Source organism: Corynebacterium auriscanis (assembly GCF_030408435.1).
Lineage (GTDB): Bacteria > Actinomycetota > Actinomycetes > Mycobacteriales > Mycobacteriaceae > Corynebacterium > Corynebacterium auriscanis.
The window spans coordinates 1005257-1023304 of the sequence record NZ_CP047046.1; the positions used below are offsets into that span (position 1 = coordinate 1005257).

Consider the following 18048-nt stretch of genomic DNA (forward strand, 5'->3'; position numbering starts at 1 on the left):
CAGATTTTTACACGTTAGGATCACTCCATGTCACAAAACGCGAATACCAAGTTGACCCTGTTGCCCGCTGTCGATGTTGCCGAGGGCCAGGCGGTGCGCCTGACCCAAGGTGCTGCGGGAACCGAAACCAGTTACGGTTCCCCCTTAGAGGCCGCCTTGGAGTGGCAGAATGCCGGCGCCGATTGGATCCACTTGGTGGACTTGGATGCTGCGTTTGGGCGTGGATCCAACTTCGACATCCTCAACGAGGTCACCGGTGCGCTCGATATCGACGTGGAGCTGTCCGGCGGAATCCGCGATGACGAGTCCCTCGAGCGTGCCCTGTCCACCGGGTGCCGGCGCGTCAACATTGGTACCGCAGCCCTCGAGAATCCGCAGTGGTGCGAGGAGATTATTCAGAAGTACGGCGATCGGGTAGCCATCGGCCTGGATACCCGCGAGATTGATGGCGAGTGGCGCCTGCGCGGTCGCGGATGGACGTCCGATGGTGGTGACTTGTGGGAGGTCCTAGAGCGTTTGGATTCCCAAGGTGTCAGCCGCGTAGTGGTTACCGATGTCAGTCGCGACGGTATGCTCAACGGACCGAATATCGACCTTCTGCGCGACGTTTCCGCTGCTACGCAAGCCCCTGTTGTTGCCTCCGGCGGTATCTCCAGCTTGGACGACCTGCGGGCGCTGCGCCAGATCGTGGCGGAGGGCGTGGATTCTGCCATCGTCGGTAAGGCCCTATACGCCGGCAAGTTCACACTGGCTGAGGCGCTGGAGGTCGCTGGGCAATGAGTGGGCTAGATACCCGCGCACTGTTGGCGGTAGCAGAAGCTGCCGTCGACGAAGCGGAATCCACCTTCACCGCCGCAGTCGGTGCTGAACCGGAGATCATTAAATCCCCAGGGGATTTCGCCACGGAGGCCGACCTCACCGTGGAGCGACAGCTGCGCACTCTTTTGACGCAATACACCGGCCTTCCCGTGCACGGTGAAGAATACGGCACAGTACTGCCAGGGGAGCAACCCGTAGAACGTATCCCAGCAGACGATATGGCTGATGGATTGGACGGTCCGCGTCGGCGTCGGAAGAATCACAACGGCACCGAAGAGTTACCGGAAACCTACTGGGTGGTCGACCCGATCGACGGCACGGCCAACTACGCAGTCGGCAACCCGTTTGCCTGCATTTTGGTTTCACTGATCCACCACGGTGATATTCAACTATCTGTGACTGAAATGCCCCTGCTGGGCAAGCGCATTACCGCCCGCCGCGGGCACGGCCTGTTCGTCGATGGTCACCCAGCCCGGTCGATGCCACCCTCCGATCCCGGGGTGACCCAGATTAGTTTCGGTTCTATCTTGTCCCAACGCCGCGGTAACTTGCCCATTTCCTATCGCCAGGACATGCTCAACGAGATCGGAAAGTCCTACCCACGGATGCGCGTGACGGGCTCAGTGGGTATTGACTTGGCCTTCACCGCCGCCGGTGTGTTCGGCGGAACGGTAACTTTCAGCCCGAACCTGTGGGATAACGCCGCGGGCATCCTAGCCGTGCAGGAAAACGGGGGAGTGGCCACCGACTTCGCTGGAAATCCGTGGCGCCCCGGGGTTTCAGGCTTGGTAGCCGGCGAGCCCGAGGTGCATGCCACCCTGATCCAACACATTCAATCCGTTCCCATCGGCACTGCGGCCCGTACGGCCCAGGATGTCATGGACCGAGGAGGCATTCGATGACGTTGACCACCCGCGTGATTCCCTGTCTGGACGTCGACAACGGCCGCGTTGTCAAGGGCGTGAATTTCCAGGGGCTGCGCGATGCCGGCGATCCCGTTGAGCTCGCCGCGCGCTACGACCGCGAGGGAGCCGATGAACTGACGTTTCTGGATGTCTCCGCGTCGAAGGACGGTCGGGGCACCATGTTGGAGGTGGTGCGTCGCACTGCCGAGCAGGTGTTCATTCCGCTAACCGTTGGCGGTGGCGTGCGTTCGGCCGAGGACGTGGACGCACTACTGCGTGCGGGAGCCGATAAAGTCTCGGTCAATTCCTCTGCGGTCGCACGCCCCGAACTGCTCCGCGAGCTGTCCGAGCGCTTCGGTGCTCAGTGCATCGTCTTGTCGGTCGATGCGCGCCGAACTGCTGATGGTTCCTTCGAAGTCACCACCCATGGAGGTACCAAGTCCGCGGGCCTGGATGCCCTGGAATGGGCGAAGAAGGGTGAGGCGTTGGGCGTCGGTGAAATCCTGTTGAACTCCATGGATGGCGATGGCACCAAGTCCGGATTCGATCTCGAGCTGATTGAGGCAGTGCGGGCTCAGGTGAGCATCCCCGTCATCGCCTCCGGCGGCGCAGGCAAGGCCGAGCACTTCCCGCCGGCAGTGCACGCTGGAGCCGATGCTGTACTGGCTGCGTCCATCTTCCACTTCGGAGAGGTCTCCATTCCCGAGGTGAAATCCGCCATGGCAGCAGCGGGGTTGGAGGTTCGACAGTGAGCGACGACTACTCGCTCGACCCCGTGATCGCAGCACGGTTAAAGCGCAACGACGCGGGCCTAGTCCCGGCCGTGGTTCAAGACGTATCCACCGGCGATGTTCTGATGATGGCTTGGATGAACGATACGGCTCTGGCCCGCACACTGGCCACACGCGAAGCCACCTATTGGTCACGCTCCCGCCAGGAATTGTGGATCAAGGGCGCCACCAGTGGCCACACCCAGCTCGTGCACGAAGTTCGTTTGGACTGCGACGGAGACACGGTCTTGTTGAAGGTAGACCAGGTCGGCGCGGCCTGCCATACCGGCGACTGGACTTGTTTCGACGCCGCCCGTCTTGACCAACCCCAAAACCCCGCAGGCGAAAACCAATAGGGCACAATAGACTTCCATGAGCACCAGCACCCACGTGACCAGCCGCGAGCAATTCCGGGTATTGGCGAAAAGCCACCGTGTGGTCCCGGTAGCGCGGAAAGTTCTCGCCGACCAAGACACAGCCCTGTCGGTGTACCGGAAACTCGCCGCGGATCGACCCGGCACGTTCTTGCTGGAATCCGCTGCACACGGGCAGTCGTGGTCGCGTTATTCGTTCATCGGCACGGGCTCGCGTTGTGCGCTGTCGGCGAAAAACGGTGTGGTGCGGTGGCTGGGGGAGCCACCGGTGGACCTGGCCGTGGATGTGGACATAAACCCACTGACAGCCGTTGCGGATGTGCTGCAAGCGCTGCACACTAACCCGCCAGCCGGATTGCCCCCGCTGACGTCCGGTTTGGTGGGTTATATGGGTTACGACATGGTCCGTTACATCGAGGACCTGCCCGATACCTGCACTGATGACCTAAATCTGCCCGATATGGTCCAGTTGCTGGTTGAGGATATGGCCGTCGTGGATCACCACGAGGGCTCGGTGTGGCTCATCGCCAACGTCATCAATTGGGATAACTCCGATAACCGGGTGGATGACGCCTACGACGAAGCCATAGCGCGCATCAACGCAATGACCAGTCGGCTCGCTGGTGGGGTAGAGCGGGGCGTCGATACATTTTCGACGCCTACCCCCTCCCCACGAAGGCAGCGCAACCAGAGCGACCACTTTGCGCGGATCGAGCAGTGCAAGGAACACATCCGGGCAGGTGATGCCTTCCAGATTGTGCTGTCCCAGCGGTTCGAGATGCAAACAACTGTGGCGCCACTGGATGTGTACCGCATGCTGCGCGTGGCTAACCCCAGCCCGTACATGTTCTTGGTCAACGTGCCGAATGACGAATTCACGCAGACAGCTTTCACGATCGTGGGTTCCTCGCCGGAATCCCTAGTGCGCGTGCAAGGCCGCGAGGTGACCACGTTCCCCATTGCGGGTTCGCGACCACGTGGGGCGACGGTGGAGCAGGATATTCAGTACGAAAAGGACCTGGTCAACGACGAAAAGGAGAACTCCGAGCACCTCATGTTGGTGGACTTGGGGCGCAATGACTTGGGCAGGGTGTGTGAACCCGGATCGGTGGAGGTTCACGACTTCCGCCACGTTGAGCGCTACAGCGCGATCATGCACTTGGTCTCCGGTGTGAGCGGTCAGCTGGCTGCGGGAAAAACTGCCGTCGATGCTTTCGCAGCTACGTTCCCAGCGGGCACGTTGTCCGGGGCGCCCAAACCCTCGGCGCTGAGCATCATTGACCGGTTGGAGCAGACGCGTCGTGGTGTGTATGGCGGCACTGTTGGCTACTTTGACTTCACGGGCAATACGGATCAGGCGATTGCCATCCGCACGGGTGTATATAAGGACGGCACGGTGTACGTGCAGGCGGGCGGTGGAATCGTCGCGGATTCGGATCCCTTAGCCGAGGACGAGGAAACTCAAAACAAGGCGGCCGCGGTGCTGCGTGCGGTGGCGGCGGCCGGGACACTCAGCACGGCCGGGACACTCAGCACGGCCGGGACAGCCCAGGCCGAAGAGGGAGACTAGAACACATGAAAAAGAATCGTGCGGCCCTTGTGCTCGTCGGGCTGAGCGCCATCGGATTGTGGGTGGCGGGGCGTCTGAAGTTCCTCACAGCTACGGTCTCCGACGACAAGGCCGGGGATTCCGTGAAAACTCTCGTTGGTTCCGTGTGGGATCCGGCGATGGTTCCGCTGGCGTTGGCGATGATCGCCGCGGTCATCCTAACCCTCGCCGTGGAGCCCGTGATTCGGCGATTTCTCGGTGGTGTGGTCGCGGTACTGGCGGCGGTGGCCAGCTTCCGTTCGGTGACTTTGTTGACTTCCGACGTCGACCTCGCTCGTGCCCGGAACATTCTCGCGTCGGGTTCTGCTACGCAGCGGGCCACGAAGCCCGTGCAAATCTCGGAATGGGCGCAGGTCACCGACGCACAGGTGCATACCATGCCCGTCGTCGTGGCATTGGTGGCCGCCACATTGGGTGTGATCGGTGGTGTGCTGTTGTTGATGCAACCGGGCAAGGCTTCGAAGGGGCACTCCCGGTACGAAACTCCGGAAAACCGCCGTGCGGGGGCGAAGGAAGATCTAGCGGAGAACCCCAATAATTCACGCGCTCTGTGGGATGTCATGGATACGGGGGTGGACCCCACCGACGATGATTCTGACGATTTCACCCCGCCTACGCGAGGTCGATAAGCTATCCCCAGGCTCAAGTAGCTATTAGTAGTAATTCTCGCCACATTTTCATCCGAAGGACGGGGTGACCCACATGTCGACGGTTTTGGATCAGATCATCGCCGGAGTGCTGGAGGATCAGGCCGCCCGCGAGGCCAAGGTGCCATACGCCGAGATCAAAGCTCAGTCTCTAAACGCACCTGCGCCAATTGATGCGTATGCAGCGCTATCGGGTCGCAGCGTGAAGGTCATCGCAGAGGTCAAGCGCGCGAGCCCCTCTAAGGGCAACCTCGCAGACATTCCGGAGCCCGAGGTGCTGGCCAAGGCCTATGCCGATAATGGGGCCGCAGTCATTTCCTGCCTCACGGAAGAGCGCCGTTTTAAAGGCTCACTTGCTGATTTCGATGCCGTTCGAAGCGCAGTTGATATCCCCCTTCTGCGCAAGGACTTCATCGTCAACCCGTATCAGATCCACGAGGCTCGCGCCCACGGTGCTGACATGATTCTGCTGATCGTGGCGGCCCTGGACCAGGATCGGCTCTCAGCTTTGTTGGACCGCACGGAATCCTTGGGTATGACTGCCTTGGTGGAGGTACACACGGAGGAAGAAGCCGAGCGCGCGGTTGCCGCCGGGGCCAAGGTCATTGGTGTGAATGCCCGCAACCTCAAGACACTCGAAGTCGACATGGGTGTGTTTGGCCGTATCGCGCCCGCTTTGCCTTCATCGGTAATCAAGGTCGCGGAATCTGGCGTCAAAGATAAGCATGACCTTTTGGCCTACGCCGGAGCAGGAGCCGACGCCGTGTTGGTAGGCGAGGGGCTGGTCACCGCGAGTATTCCGGGCCAGGCTTGCAAGGAATTGGTCGTGGCTGGTCAGCACCCCTCATGCCCACAGTCCTGAGCTGGGCAAGTAGCATAGTCACTTGTGAGTGACAAAACCCCATTGCCGACAGCGGGCGAAGTTCTAGCTACGCCCACCCATCATGAACCCGACGAGCGTGGTCACTGGGGTGACTTCGGTGGTCGGTACGTTCCCGAGGCCCTGATGGCCGTCATTGACGAGATCACCGATGCCTGGTCCAAGGCGAAGGCCGATCAGGCTTACCTCGATGAACTTGATGAGCTACACCGCACCTACACTGGTCGCCCATCGCCGTTGTACTTCGCGAAGCGCTTTTCCGAGGCCGTAGGCGCGAATGTCTGGTTGAAGCGCGAAGATCTGAACCATACCGGGTCCCACAAGATCAATAACGTGCTGGGGCAGGTCCTGCTGGCCAAGCGCATGGGTAAAACCCAGGTCATTGCTGAAACCGGCGCTGGTCAGCACGGTGTGGCCACCGCCACCGCCTGTGCCCTCATGGGTATTAAATGCCGCATCTATATGGGCGAGGTGGATGCGAACCGTCAGGCTCTAAACATTGCCCGCATGCGCCTGTTGGGTGCGGAAGTAGAAGTGGTCACGATCGGTTCTCGCACCTTGAAGGATGCGATTAACGAGGCCATGCGTTACTGGGTCGCCCACGATGAGGACACCTATTACTGCTTCGGCACCGCCGCCGGCCCGCACCCGTTCCCACAAATGGTTCGCGATTTGCAGCGCATCATTGGTTCGGAGGCACGCCAGCAGATTCTAGAAGAAACCGGCCAGCTGCCCGATACTGTCGTGGCGTGCGTGGGCGGCGGATCTAACGCCATTGGTTTGTTCCACCCCTTTATTAATGACGAGTCCGTGAAGATCGTCGGCGCAGAGGCCGCTGGTGACGGCCTAGATTCCGGCCGCCACGCCGCGCCCATCAACATGGGTGCACAAGGTGTGTTCCAAGGCGCGTTTTCCGACCTCATGCAAAACGAAGACGGGCAGATCATTGAGTCCCATTCCATTTCCGCGGGCTTGGACTACCCGGGCGTCGGCCCAGAGCATTCCCAATTGCACAGCGAAGGCCGAGCCGAGTATCTAGCCATCACCGATGCCGAGGCCATGGATGCGTTCCAACAGTTGTCGCGTACGGAGGGGATTATCCCAGCTATTGAATCGGCGCACGGGGTGGCGGCTGCAGTGAAGGTAGCGGCCCGCGAACCCGGTAGCACCATCATCGTGAACCTGTCTGGACGTGGCGACAAGGATGTCGATACCGCGGCGAAGTGGTTCAACCAGGAAGGGGAGAATTAACCATGACTGAGGTAACCACTGAAGCAGCCCGCCCGGCGCAGCAATCCCGTCTGGCACAGGTGTTCCACCAAGCCAACGAGGGTAACCGCGCTGCGTTCGTAGCCTACATGCCCGCGGGATTCCCGAATGCCGAGGAATCGCGGGAAATCTTCGCGGCCCTAGCCGAGCACGCGGACCTCATTGAGGTTGGCATTCCCTTTACAGATCCCATGATGGACGGTCCCACGATCCAGGCGGCAGCCGATGAGGCCTTGGATAACGGATTCCGCGTGGCCCAGACGTTCGATGCGGTGCGGACTGTCACCGAAGCTGGTGGCCACGCCGTCATCATGAGCTACTGGAATCCCGTGTTGCAATACGGCCCGGAGCGATTCGCGGAGGATTTGGCTGCCACGGGTGGCTTGGGTTCGATCATCCCGGATTTGCTACCGGAGGAAGCTGAGCGCTGGACCAAGGCCTGCGAGAAGCACGGTCTGTCCCCGGTGTACTTGGTTGCTCCCTCAACCACGCCGGAGCGCCTGCAGATGACCGTCAACGCAGGAAACGGTTTTGTTTACGCCGCCTCTCACATGGGTGTCACCGGCGCGCAGGAGGAAGTGTCTTCCCATGCCCGCGAGCTCGTGCAGCGCACCCGTGAGGCCACCGACTTGCCAGTCGCGGTGGGTCTTGGTGTGCGCGACGGCAATCAGGCTGCGAGTATCGCTGCCTTCGCCGATGGTGTTATCGTCGGCTCCGCTTTGATCCAGGCGGTTCAAGCTGGCCGGGATGGCGCTGGTCAAGACAACGGGGCCAACAAGGACCGCATGATTGCCCTAGCCCGTGAACTGCGGGAGGGTTGCCAGCGCTAATGGTTACCACGTACCTCGCTAACATTCCCTCTCCACCACAGGGCGTGTGGCATTTGGGGCCTATCCCGATCCGAGCGTATGCCCTGTGCATCCTCACCGGCGTGGTCGTGGCCTACTTCTGGACGCGCAAGCGTTACGCGGACCGCGGGGGAGATCCCGAACTCGTCGTGGATGCCCTGTTAGTCGCCATCCCCTTCGGCATCATCGGTGCTCGCCTGTACCACGTGATCACCGATCACGAGAAATACTTCGGCCCTGGTCGCGACCCCATCGATGCATTCAAAATCACCAACGGTGGCCTCGGCATCTGGGGCGCCATTGTTCTAGGCAGCCTCGCTGTCTGGTTGCTGTTTAAGTTTAAGAAAGTGCCGCTTTCTCCTTTTGCCGACGCCGTCGCGCCCACCATCGCTCTAGCCCAAGCTATCGGGCGCCTCGGCAACTGGTTTAACCAGGAGCTTTACGGTGGCCCGTCTACCGCACCCTGGGCATTGGAAATCTACCAGCGGGTCGATGGCCGATCCACGGGTCAAGTCCTCGAGGTTGTCCAGCCCACCTTCCTTTACGAGATGCTGTGGAATCTACTCGTCGTTGTGCTCCTCCTAGTGATCGATAGGCACTGGCGAATGGACCGCGGACGGTTGTTTATGTTGTACGTTGCGGCTTACACCTTTGGGCGCTTCTTCATTGAGAACATGCGCACCGATCCCGCTACGACGGTCTTTGGGGATATCCGGATCAACGTTGTGGTGTCCGCAGTTGTCTTCTTAATCGCGATGGGTTTGTTCTTGTTTAATTCCCTTCGCAAGCGCCCCCAGTAGCGGGAGCCCAGAGCGCAGGGTTATTCTCGAGGGCGTGGATAGAAGAACGAAGATCGTATGTACCCTCGGTCCCGCAGTTGCCTCGAAAGAAGGCATCACGGGCCTCGTCAATGCGGGCATGAATGTTGCCCGCCTGAATTTCTCCCACGGTGAGCACGCTGACCACGAGCAGAACTATAAGTGGGTGCGCGAGGCCACCGACGAAACCGGTAACGCAGTCGGCGTTCTCGCTGATCTCCAAGGTCCCAAGATTCGCCTCGGGCGCTTCGCTGAAGGCGCAACTGTCTGGGCTACGGGCGAGACCGTCCGAATTACAGTCGACGACGTACAGGGCACCCACGACCGCGTGTCGACCACGTACAAGGGCTTGGCCCACGATGCTCGTCCCGGTGACCGCCTGCTTGTCGACGATGGCAAGGTCGCCCTCGTCTGCAAGGAAGTCGACGGCAATGACGTGGTCTGCGAGGTCGTTGAAGGCGGCCCCGTCTCCAACAACAAGGGCGTGTCACTGCCCGGCATGAATATCTCCACCCCAGCCCTGAGCGAAAAGGACCGTGAGGACCTGCGCTTCGCCCTCAAGCTGGGCGTGGATTTCATTGCGCTTTCTTTCGTTCGTTCCCCCTCCGATGTTGAGCTCGTCCGCGAAATCATGGACGAGGTTGGCCGGCGCGTGCCGGTTATTGCGAAGTTGGAGAAGCCCGAGGCCGTTGAATCCCTCGAGCCAATCATCCTAGCGTTTGATGCCGTCATGGTCGCCCGCGGTGACCTCGGTGTGGAGGTTCCTTTGGAGGAAGTTCCGCTAGTTCAAAAGCGTGCCATTCAGATCGCGCGCGAGAACGCTAAGCCCGTCATTGTGGCCACGCAGATGCTGGATTCCATGATCGAGAACTCTCGCCCCACTCGTGCGGAGGCCTCCGACGTTGCTAACGCGGTGTTGGATGGCGCCGATGCCGTCATGCTGTCCGGAGAGACCTCGGTGGGCAAGCACCCCATCACCACCGTCGAAACGATGGCGCGCATTGTCTCTGCGGCCGAGGTCGATGGAGAGGTCCCACCGCTGACCCACCGTCCGCGCACTCGGCGGGGCGTCATCTCCTATGCGGCGAAGGACATCGGCGAGCGACTAAATGCGCGTGCCCTCGTGGCGTTTACGTCCTCGGGTGATACCGCCAAGCGAGTGGCTCGTCTGCGTTCGCGCCTGCCGTTGCTGGTGTTCACGCCGTTCCAGGCGGTGCGTTCGCAGTTGGCGTTGACATGGGGTGTGGAGACCTTCCTGACCGACGATGTTTCCACCACTGACGAAATGATGGCCGCTGTCGATCAGGCCTTGCTGGGCATGGCCGAGTACAAGCATGACGACATGATGGTTGTCGTGGCGGGATCCCCTCCGGGAATCTCCGGCAACACCAACATGATTCAGGTGCACCTGCTGGGGCAGGAGCACAAGCGCTAGTCTAGTGCGCCAGGTAGGCCGCCACCGCCGTGATACCGGCTTTCGTGGCGGCTTCTAGTGTTCCCGGGGCCGGCGCAAAGTGCGGGCTGTGGTTGCCTGGGACGTTGCCACTGTTCCAGGTTTTTTCATTTGTGACGCCCACCGTCCAGAACAAATACGGGACTCCAAAGTGGCGGGGGATTTCGGAAAAGTCCTCTGAGGCCGTCCAGCGCTCAGCCGTGACTGACTTCTCGCCGAAGGTGGCGTCGAAATGCGGGCGGACCGTGTCAAAGACATCTTGGTCGTTATCGGTCAGCTCACCGTGCGCGGAGTACTCGATGATGGGGTCGCGTTCGCAACCGGAGGCATAGCATTCGCCGCGGATCACGCGCTCGATAGCTTTGTAGGTTTTGTCGCGCACGCCCGTATCGTAGAACCGACAGTTCAGGACCAGCTTCGCGTGATCGGGGATGGTGTTGTTGGTGTTCCCCGAGCTGAGCGTGCCTACCGTGATGACCGCGAAGTCCTCCGGGGAGACCTCTCGGCCGACGATGCCTTGCAGCCGGACCACGATCATCGCAGCGAGGAAGGTCGGATCTAGTGATTCATGGGGCTGCGATCCGTGGGCAGATTTGCCGAACAGGGTGATCGTGATTGTGTCGCATGCCGCCAGCACAGGGCCGGGGGCGGACATGACGGTGCCCACCGGTCCGGCTACGATGTGCTGGCCTAGGCAGACATCTGGGGTGGGGATCTTGTCTGCCAACCCGTCTTCGATCATCATTCCCGCACCACGGGTGACTTCCTCGGCGGGTTGGAACAGTGCAATGAAAGTACCTTCCCACGCATCCCGGCGGGCATCCATGACTGCGCATACCCCCAGAAGCGCAGAGGTGTGCATGTCGTGGCCACACGCGTGCATCACGCCTTCGTTGGTGGAGGAGTAAGGCAGTCCCGTGTCCTCGGTGACGGGGAGGGCGTCGAAGTCCGCACGCATGAGGATGGTCTTGCCCTCGGGCGCATGTCCATTGCGGAAGATGGCCACGATTCCGTGGCCTCCGATGCCGGTGGTGACGTCACAGTCGAATTCGGCAAGCTTTCGTGCAATGAATGCTGCCGTTTCTTGCTCCTGCAGCGACAGTTCGGGGTGCGCGTGCAGCCATTCATAGCAGCCCTGCTGCCACGTCAAATCCACACCGTGCTGGGTTGCGAGTTCTGTGGGGTTGATGGGGGTTTCTCCTACTCTCTGTAGCTTGATTCTTGGCGGCCTGTTTCTTGGCGGCCTGTTTCCTGACGGTCTACCTAATGGCCGGGTTGTACTTCAACGAGTTTGGCCGCATCGCGCAGTCTTCTCCCAAGGAGATTCCCGGTGCTAGGCGATCTTCTCCCTGGGCTTTCTGGAGGGCCGTGAGCACACGATCCTTCAGTTGCGCGGGGGTGATCGTGTTGATGTAGATCTTCGTGCCACCCTCGAAGCCAGCCATCGTGGATACGCGCCATTTGATAAGGATTCGCCATGGCATCGGAACGTCAACATCCAGGGGGCGGTGCATCCACTCTTCATTGCAGGCAATGTGTGGGCCGGATGCCACATGGCATGCGTGCACAAGATCGGAGACGGCATCCCTTTCGGCGTCGGACATAAGCCACGGTTCCGTAGTACCGGACTTGGAGAAGACCTCCAACGTTGGCCACCGGTGACCGAAGCCGGCAAAGGCGATGGCGTGCTCGTTTTCCGCGATGATGAGGTTGTGCCGCGCTGCGTAGTCCACCGCCCACTCGTTGTACATGTTGGGGTTGCTGCGGACCTGCGCGATCTCGGTTTCATTTTGCAGGCCGTGCTCGTCAATGGCGACCAGTTGCTTGTGGAGGTGGTCGAAGCTGGCACCGGCGGGGGAAAGCCAGTTTTGGAATGCTGCCACGTAACGGACGTAGCGGTTGGCCCGGTACAGCTGATCCATGCCGTCGACGGTGAACGCGAAGAAGTGGCGGTGCGTTTGCCAGTCCATACTGCCGGAGCTCGCGAGTTGGTCGGTGGAGGTTGCGCCCGGGACGAAGTGGTCTCGGGCGATGATGACGTCGTGTCCACCGGCGAACAGTCCGATGCCCTGTTCATTGAGGGTTTGCATGCGGGTGGCCGGGGAGAAGAGCGCGTCGATGGCTTCGGCAGGACGACCTGTAGCGGCCCACTTAGTGCGCAGGATTTTCTCCACGTGGTCCTGGCCGGCTTCCTCCTTGAGGTATTCGGCCATGTGCATGGCTGCAGCGGGGCTGGATCGGTAACCGTAGTTGAGGTTCCAGTAGTCGTAGGTGAGGATCTCGAAGAGGTTGGCCACGCGGCGGAATACAGGGGTTGTCTCCTCTAGTTCGCTGGGCTTGAGCCCGCGGAGGATGCGGGCTTGGCCGTCGGCATCCACAATGAGGCGGGATTTCTCAGGTGGGGTTTCGAGTTTGCGCTTCAGTCCAAATGCGGTCGTGGCATCGCGGTCGGCGATGTCCTGCGGTTCTGGCCGGTGCTCCGCGATGGGGCGGTTGGCGCGGCCGGGCACTGTCCAGACCTCGGTGCCGGAGAAGGGGTTGACCTGCTTGATGGTGCCGTCGGGCAAGGTGGTTAGTGGCGGCACTGGTGCGGGGCGGGGAGAATGCGAACCAATCACAATTCGATAGTAGCGTGCCGTGTAAAACTAAGAGGTATGCCTACCATCGTTTTTCGAATCCTGTCGCCCGCGGACGAGCGCGAGGCCATCGTCCAGGATTTCAATTCTCTTGTGAATGCCACTGAGGGTGCGCTGGGTGCAGAGGTTACCGTCGCCCCTGGTTCCTACGATCCTGAGTTGGCGCGAATCTGGTCGGAGGATTTCTCCGATGATTCCGCCCAAGCCGAGCCTGCCACAATTCGCGTGGTCGTCACGCATAACGAGCTGGGGTCGCTGTCTCACGTAACCATGCTTTTCGCCCAGTTGTTGACAACGTACGACGAGAAACCTCCGGCAGAACCCCTGCTGCGGCAAGTCCAGGACGACGCAGGCCGCCCGCGAGTGCCGTGGCATGTGGAGGTGCAACCCTAACCCGCCCCTTCCTGCATTGCTTTCTTTCGCATTGCTTTATTGCGCAGTCTCTGTGTGTTGTATTCATTCGTCACCCGGACCCGTTCGACTGCACGGTGTTTAAAGGTCGGCCGGCCCAGTGGCCCATCGGGTGTGGTTACTATGACGTGCCCGTCGCCGTGGCTGGTCCAGGTCTCGGAAGCATCACTGTGGATGGTTACATCCCAGTTGCCCGCTGTCTTTAGTCGGTGATGCTTGCCACAGAGTAGATGTAAGTTCGCGGTAGCCGTCGGTCCTCCGTCGGTTGGGTTGTCGTGATCGTATCGTTTCACGTGGTCAACCTGGCATCTATGTGCCGGAACGTCGCAGCCGGGGAATCGGCAGTGTGCGTCTCTGCCGATCACGTTGGCTTTCACGGTGGCGGTGGGGTGGTAGCTCTCATTCGACGCCTCCCCGGCCCCCGCGAGGTGCGTAATGCGGGTCAGCCAGTGCTGGCTGGCCGCGTTTGCCAACCAGTGGCCTTCGCCGAATACCTTATCGAGTGGGAGCCCACCCGTGTTCTGGAATAGGTGAAGCACCACCTCGGCGTCGATGTTGCCTCGGATGAGCTCCAGCAGCGCAGCTCCTTGGGTGATTCCGTGAACTTTGGCGGCATTGCGTACGGCACGCGAGATTTCGATGCCCTCGAGTTTGCCCACTGTGAAGGTGAAAGTGGTGTTGTGTTCACTGCGGTCGTCCACGTGAAAGCTGCCCGCGCCACTTTCATAGTCGTCCGCGGGGGTTGGAGCGTCCTTGTCTGGATCCTCTTCGGGAATGGGGCGCGAAATGGGGTCCAGCTCATCGATGAGTTCGGTGAGTTTGAGGTCAATCCATCGCAGCGTGCGCATTGCTTGATCCCTACGGGTGGGTTGAAGTAGTTCAACCGTGGCGGCGTCGATGAGGTGGCGGCGCTCGGCGCGTACAACTTCAAGGTGTTCGCAGATGCGGTGCATGAGTTGAAGGCAGAAGGCTCCCTCGTCGAACATCGCGGCAACGAGGGGGAAGTGCCGCAGGGTAAGGCCGATGGTCGCGAGCTGGTCGGCGCGGTAGTTTGTCAGGCCGGCGCGCGAGTAGATGCGGGTGTTGTGGTCAGGAATGTAGTCGTCCTCACTGGGGCAGGCCATCCGTACGGCTTGGAGGTGCAGCTTGTTGATCTGCACGAAGGTCTGACTCAGCGGATCTTTTGGATCCAACACTCTCCAAGACGGTTCACAAGAGCATTCGGGAGCGTCCTCGGCGGTGCGGGGGCAGTCGATATCTAATTCGTATTGCTGTTCTAATTCCTTGTGTGGTTCTGGTTGGTTGCCACCGTTTTCGGTAGGTTTTCCCACGTCAGCAGGGGAGCAGGCGGTTCCATTCGATTCTGGGTGATCGTGTGGATTAAAGCCGTCAGCAGCTTGTTCTGCCGGTAGTTCGTGGTTGTTGTGAGGTTGGTGGTCGTGTGGTTCCCCTTGAAACATCATTTCCCCTGATGGTTCGCCCTTTTCTTAAACTAACCATATTTTAGAACACCCATTCGCCTTACGTCAATAGCCCGGCGAAACTTTTTTAGACATTTTTAAGGTGCGGGGAATTGGGAGCAGAGGGTATTGAAACGAGCCGCAGTGGTGTGAAACGAGCCGCAGTGGTGTGAAGCGAGCTGCGAGGGTGTGAAACGAGCTGCGAGGGTGCCCCCAAAAAAAACTACCCACGGGCTGAATACCCTACCGACTGGCCGCGAACTCTGCCCATTGGCCACGCAACCCAGCCGGCCACCCCCAAAAACACCCTACCCGCCGGCCGCGCACCCAGCCGGCCCGTCACCTGGGCCCCCTCAAAAAACCTACAGAATGCTAGACAGGAATTCCTGCGTGCGCCGGTTTTGGGGGTTGCCGATGACTTCCGTAGCCGGGCCGATCTCCTGAATTACACCGGCATCCATGAACGCTACCGTGTCGGCGACTTCGCGGGCGAAGCCCATCTCGTGGGTCACTACCAGCATCGTCATGCCGTCGTTGGCTAGGTCCCGCATCACTCCCAGCACCTCGCCTACGAGCTCGGGGTCCAGGGCGCTCGTGGGTTCGTCAAAGAGCATCAACTTCGGTCGCATCGCCAGCGCACGCGCAATCGCCACGCGCTGCTGCTGACCGCCGGAAAGCTGCACGGGGTACGCCTCTGCTTTGTGTGCCAACCCCACGCGCTCCAGCAGCTGCCGTGCGTAGGCCTCCGCAGTCTCGCGGGATTCGCCCCTCACCTGCATGGGTGCCTCGATGATGTTCTCCAGCACGGTCCGGTGCGTGAAAAGGTTGAAGTGCTGGAACACCATACCGATATCAACGCGCTGTTTCGCGGCGTCCTTCTCGGAAATCTCGTATAGCGTGCCGTTCTTCTCGCGGTAGCCGATCAATTCGCCGTCGACTTCAATGCGACCGGCCGTGGGCTTTTCCAGGTGATTAACGCACCGCAGCAACGTGGACTTGCCGGAACCACTTGGACCGATGAGGCACGTCACCGTCCCCGTGGGTACCTGCAGATCGATGCCCTTGAGTACCTCGATGCGCCCGTAACGCTTCCACAGGTTACGGATATTGATCATCGGGGACTCGCCCGCACGGCTGGCCGCACCCGCACTACTATCTCCATTCACGCTCAGTTCCGCTTTCTCTTGGTTGGTCTTTTGGGGTGTTGACGCCCCCTCGTGCTTGCCCGTCATCGCCATTACCTCGTTCCCACGCTTCCATTGGCGCCGTCCACCGTGACATTGCGTGGTGGGATGCCTTCGGCGTCGGCTAAAGCAGCTAACTGGCGCCCGGTGAGCTGCCGCGACGAACCGCGGGAGAAGTATCGCTCTAAGAAGTACTGGCCGACCATCAGCAGGCTGGTGATAACCAGGTACCACGTGGCTGCAACCAGCAACAGCGGGACGGGCAGGAACAGGATGTTGGAAATGTCGGTGGTGCGCCCGTAGAGCTCGCCTGCGTAGGGAATCGCGATGACCAGGGAGGTGGTCTTTAGTAGGCTGATGAACTCGTTGCCTGTCGGCGGGATGATAATGCGCATCGCCTGTGGCAATACGGTGCGGCGCATGTTCTGCCACCACGTCATGCCCAGTGCCTTGGATGCTTCCGATTGTCCCTCGGGCACCGCTTGGATACCAGCGCGGACGATTTCTGCCATGTAGGCGGCCTCATTTAGGCCCAGACCTACCACTGCCAGCAGGAACATGTTGGTCAGGAATGCCTGTAGGTCAATCTCGGCGAACCCCAGGCTGATGGATTGGTACAGCGACCCAAGCAGTCCCCAGAACACCAGCTGCACATAGATTGGTGTGCCACGGAAGATCCACAGGTACAACCACGCCACTGATTGCAGCACCGGGTTCGGCGACATGCGCAGGACCGCCACGATGGCCCCCAGGATCACGCCGATCAGCATGGAGAACACGGTCAATGCAATCGTGCGCACCGCGGCCACTGCTACGCGCGTATCCAGAACGTACTTGAAGTATGTATCCCAGTGGTATGCATCATTGGTCGCTGCGCCTATGACGAACCACACCAGCAGGGCCAGCAGCACGACGGCCGCCACCCAACGCCATGGGTGTTTCAGCGGTACTGCCTGGATCTCGGAGGGGTGTGTTTTATTCTTCATTGTTGCTTAGCTCCTCCTGGTTGGGTGCTTACGGCCTTTGTGTTCCGACGCCGCGCGCTCCGCGTGGCTATCGGCTTCAGGTTGATCGTGACCTCTTTGACGGCGGTATCCTCGAGTCCCCATGGGGTGAGAATCTTTGTGTATGTGCCGTCCGCAATGAGTTTCTTGAGTGCCGCAGCCATGGCCGGTGCCAGTGGGGAGCCCTTTTTGAAGGCCCATCCGAATGGGGCGGTATCGAAAGCTTCCCCGGCTTGGGCTAGGCGCCCGTTAGAGCGTTTGATGGCGTAGCTGATGATGGGGGAGTCCGAGCTGTAGGCTTCCGCACGTTTCAAGATGGTAGCGGTGGCAGCGGCATCGGCGGTGGCGTAGACCAACTTGGTGATGGCGGGTTTGCCTTGCTTCACGCACTCGTCGGACTTGCCCTGAACCTCATCGGTATCGGAATACGTTCCCTTTTGTACGGCCACGGTCATGCCACAGGCATTAGCGGGATTGACGTTGCCTTCATTTCCGGGCTGGGTCGCCCACGCCACACCGGCATTGAGGAAATCTACGAAGTCGTAGTTTTTCTGGCGTTCCTCAGTATCGGTGAAGGCGGACGCTCCCATATCGATCGAGCCGGCAGAAATTGCCGGCAGGATGAGCGAGAAATCCATCTGGCGGGGTTGCACGTCCAAGCCCAGTACGGCGCCCGCGGCTTTTACCAGGTCCATCTCTACGCCGATGATTGTGCCTTTGGAGTCCTTAAACTCGTTGGGCGCGTAGGGGGTATTGGTAGCGGCGCTGACGGTGCCACGGCTTGCGATTTCCTTGGGTACGAGCTGCGCGAGTTTGGGATCTTTCGCTGGCAGGATCTGCTGCCAGCCCTCGGGGTTCCCAGTTTCTTCGTTGGTCACGCACGCCCCGAGTGTGCTTGCTAGCATCAGCGCAGATAGCGCCTGAGCTGCAACGCGGAGCTTACTTTTAGACATACGGGAAA

General features: G+C 60.4%; 18 protein-coding genes. 12 read left to right on the forward strand and 6 right to left on the reverse strand.

The genetic code is table 11. The features are described 5' to 3' along the window. Positions 1-27 precede the first annotated feature (27 nt). The 11 genes from priA to pyk all read left to right on the forward strand — a co-directional run bounded on the left by priA (position 28) and on the right by pyk (position 10374). On the forward strand, positions 28-780 hold the full coding sequence (gene priA / locus CAURIC_RS04185) for a bifunctional 1-(5-phosphoribosyl)-5-((5-phosphoribosylamino)methylideneamino)imidazole-4-carboxamide isomerase/phosphoribosylanthranilate isomerase PriA (RefSeq protein WP_035113379.1): 753 nt from the start codon (positions 28-30) through the stop codon (positions 778-780). Continuing rightward, a complete protein-coding gene (locus CAURIC_RS04190) occupies positions 777-1721 on the forward strand; it encodes an inositol monophosphatase family protein (protein ID WP_035113378.1) in 945 nt (314 codons plus the stop codon). Before priA ends, CAURIC_RS04190 begins: the two co-directional genes overlap by 4 nt. Continuing rightward, entirely contained in the window at positions 1718-2476 is a 759-nt protein-coding gene (gene hisF, locus CAURIC_RS04195; protein WP_035113377.1) for an imidazole glycerol phosphate synthase subunit HisF, read from the forward strand. Before CAURIC_RS04190 ends, hisF begins: the two co-directional genes overlap by 4 nt. Then, positions 2473-2850 (forward strand): phosphoribosyl-AMP cyclohydrolase, encoded by a 378-nt coding sequence (hisI, locus tag CAURIC_RS04200; protein WP_035113376.1) that lies wholly within the window; start codon positions 2473-2475, stop codon positions 2848-2850. The genes hisF and hisI overlap by 4 nt, the downstream gene beginning before the upstream one ends. Before the next feature lie 16 nt (positions 2851-2866). After that, complete coding sequence (locus CAURIC_RS04205; RefSeq protein WP_070434742.1) at positions 2867-4438, forward strand: anthranilate synthase component I; 1572 nt, start codon at positions 2867-2869, stop codon at positions 4436-4438. Positions 4439-4443: 5 nt separating this feature from the next. Beyond that, positions 4444-5106, forward strand: coding sequence for a TIGR02234 family membrane protein (locus CAURIC_RS04210; protein WP_035113375.1), 663 nt, complete (start codon positions 4444-4446; stop codon positions 5104-5106). A 73-nt stretch (positions 5107-5179) separates the two neighbouring features. Next, positions 5180-5986, forward strand: a complete 807-nt coding sequence (gene trpC / locus CAURIC_RS04215; protein ID WP_035113374.1) for an indole-3-glycerol phosphate synthase TrpC — start codon at positions 5180-5182, stop codon at positions 5984-5986. A 24-nt stretch (positions 5987-6010) separates the two neighbouring features. Beyond that, positions 6011-7255: a tryptophan synthase subunit beta gene (trpB, locus tag CAURIC_RS04220; protein WP_070434741.1), complete on the forward strand. Its 1245-nt coding sequence runs from the start codon at positions 6011-6013 to the stop codon at positions 7253-7255. Between the two features lie 2 nt (positions 7256-7257). Then, positions 7258-8103: a tryptophan synthase subunit alpha gene (gene trpA, locus CAURIC_RS04225; RefSeq protein WP_052094868.1), complete on the forward strand. Its 846-nt coding sequence runs from the start codon at positions 7258-7260 to the stop codon at positions 8101-8103. Further along, entirely contained in the window at positions 8103-8921 is an 819-nt protein-coding gene (gene lgt, locus CAURIC_RS04230; protein ID WP_035113373.1) for a prolipoprotein diacylglyceryl transferase, read from the forward strand. The genes trpA and lgt overlap by 1 nt, the downstream gene beginning before the upstream one ends. Before the next feature lie 34 nt (positions 8922-8955). Further along, positions 8956-10374, forward strand: coding sequence for a pyruvate kinase (gene pyk / locus CAURIC_RS04235; RefSeq protein ID WP_070434738.1), 1419 nt, complete (start codon positions 8956-8958; stop codon positions 10372-10374). 1 nt (position 10375) lies between these two features. Here the strand turns inward: pyk and CAURIC_RS04240 are convergent, their stop codons facing one another. Then, positions 10376-11581 (reverse strand): amidohydrolase, encoded by a 1206-nt coding sequence (locus CAURIC_RS04240; RefSeq protein ID WP_035113372.1) that lies wholly within the window; start codon positions 11579-11581, stop codon positions 10376-10378. Between the two features lie 70 nt (positions 11582-11651). After that, positions 11652-13010: a DUF4921 family protein gene (locus CAURIC_RS04245; RefSeq protein ID WP_035113371.1), complete on the reverse strand. Its 1359-nt coding sequence runs from the start codon at positions 13008-13010 to the stop codon at positions 11652-11654. A 36-nt stretch (positions 13011-13046) separates the two neighbouring features. Between CAURIC_RS04245 and CAURIC_RS04250 the strand changes: the two genes are divergently transcribed. Continuing rightward, positions 13047-13421: a hypothetical protein gene (locus CAURIC_RS04250; protein ID WP_035113370.1), complete on the forward strand. Its 375-nt coding sequence runs from the start codon at positions 13047-13049 to the stop codon at positions 13419-13421. Here CAURIC_RS04250 and CAURIC_RS04255 read toward each other — a convergent pair. The 4 genes from CAURIC_RS04255 to CAURIC_RS04270 all read right to left on the reverse strand — a co-directional run bounded on the left by CAURIC_RS04255 (position 13418) and on the right by CAURIC_RS04270 (position 18040). Further along, the gene (locus tag CAURIC_RS04255) at positions 13418-14902 is read right to left on the reverse strand and encodes an HNH endonuclease signature motif containing protein (protein WP_052094862.1); all 1485 of its coding nucleotides are present in this window, start codon (positions 14900-14902) and stop codon (positions 13418-13420) included. The genes CAURIC_RS04250 and CAURIC_RS04255 overlap by 4 nt on opposite strands. 359 nt (positions 14903-15261) lie before the next feature. Beyond that, positions 15262-16014, reverse strand: coding sequence for an amino acid ABC transporter ATP-binding protein (locus CAURIC_RS04260; RefSeq protein ID WP_035113487.1), 753 nt, complete (start codon positions 16012-16014; stop codon positions 15262-15264). Between the two features lie 122 nt (positions 16015-16136). Continuing rightward, entirely contained in the window at positions 16137-17069 is a 933-nt protein-coding gene (locus tag CAURIC_RS04265; protein ID WP_035113369.1) for an amino acid ABC transporter permease, read from the reverse strand. After that, positions 17066-18040, reverse strand: coding sequence for an ABC transporter substrate-binding protein (locus CAURIC_RS04270; RefSeq protein WP_052094860.1), 975 nt, complete (start codon positions 18038-18040; stop codon positions 17066-17068). The genes CAURIC_RS04265 and CAURIC_RS04270 overlap by 4 nt, the downstream gene beginning before the upstream one ends. Positions 18041-18048: the final 8 nt, after the last annotated feature.

Excerpts from the sequence above, each read along its gene's own strand:
- CAURIC_RS04250 (WP_035113370.1), top strand. The coding sequence starts at position 13,047 with ATGCCTACCATCGTTTTTCGAATCCTGTCGCCCGCGGACGAGCGCGAG.
- priA (WP_035113379.1), top strand. The coding sequence starts at position 28 with ATGTCACAAAACGCGAATACCAAGTTGACCCTGTTGCCCGCTGTCGAT.
- hisF (WP_035113377.1), top strand. The coding sequence starts at position 1,718 with ATGACGTTGACCACCCGCGTGATTCCCTGTCTGGACGTCGACAACGGC.
- CAURIC_RS04265 (WP_035113369.1), bottom strand. The coding sequence starts at position 17,069 with ATGAAGAATAAAACACACCCCTCCGAGATCCAGGCAGTACCGCTGAAA.
- CAURIC_RS04270 (WP_052094860.1), bottom strand. The coding sequence starts at position 18,040 with ATGTCTAAAAGTAAGCTCCGCGTTGCAGCTCAGGCGCTATCTGCGCTG.
- lgt (WP_035113373.1), top strand. The coding sequence starts at position 8,103 with ATGGTTACCACGTACCTCGCTAACATTCCCTCTCCACCACAGGGCGTG.
- CAURIC_RS04210 (WP_035113375.1), top strand. The coding sequence starts at position 4,444 with ATGAAAAAGAATCGTGCGGCCCTTGTGCTCGTCGGGCTGAGCGCCATC.
- CAURIC_RS04205 (WP_070434742.1), top strand. The coding sequence starts at position 2,867 with ATGAGCACCAGCACCCACGTGACCAGCCGCGAGCAATTCCGGGTATTG.
- CAURIC_RS04260 (WP_035113487.1), bottom strand. The coding sequence starts at position 16,014 with ATGATCAATATCCGTAACCTGTGGAAGCGTTACGGGCGCATCGAGGTA.
- CAURIC_RS04255 (WP_052094862.1), bottom strand. The coding sequence starts at position 14,902 with ATGATGTTTCAAGGGGAACCACACGACCACCAACCTCACAACAACCAC.
- trpA (WP_052094868.1), top strand. The coding sequence starts at position 7,258 with ATGACTGAGGTAACCACTGAAGCAGCCCGCCCGGCGCAGCAATCCCGT.
- CAURIC_RS04190 (WP_035113378.1), top strand. The coding sequence starts at position 777 with ATGAGTGGGCTAGATACCCGCGCACTGTTGGCGGTAGCAGAAGCTGCC.
- trpC (WP_035113374.1), top strand. The coding sequence starts at position 5,180 with ATGTCGACGGTTTTGGATCAGATCATCGCCGGAGTGCTGGAGGATCAG.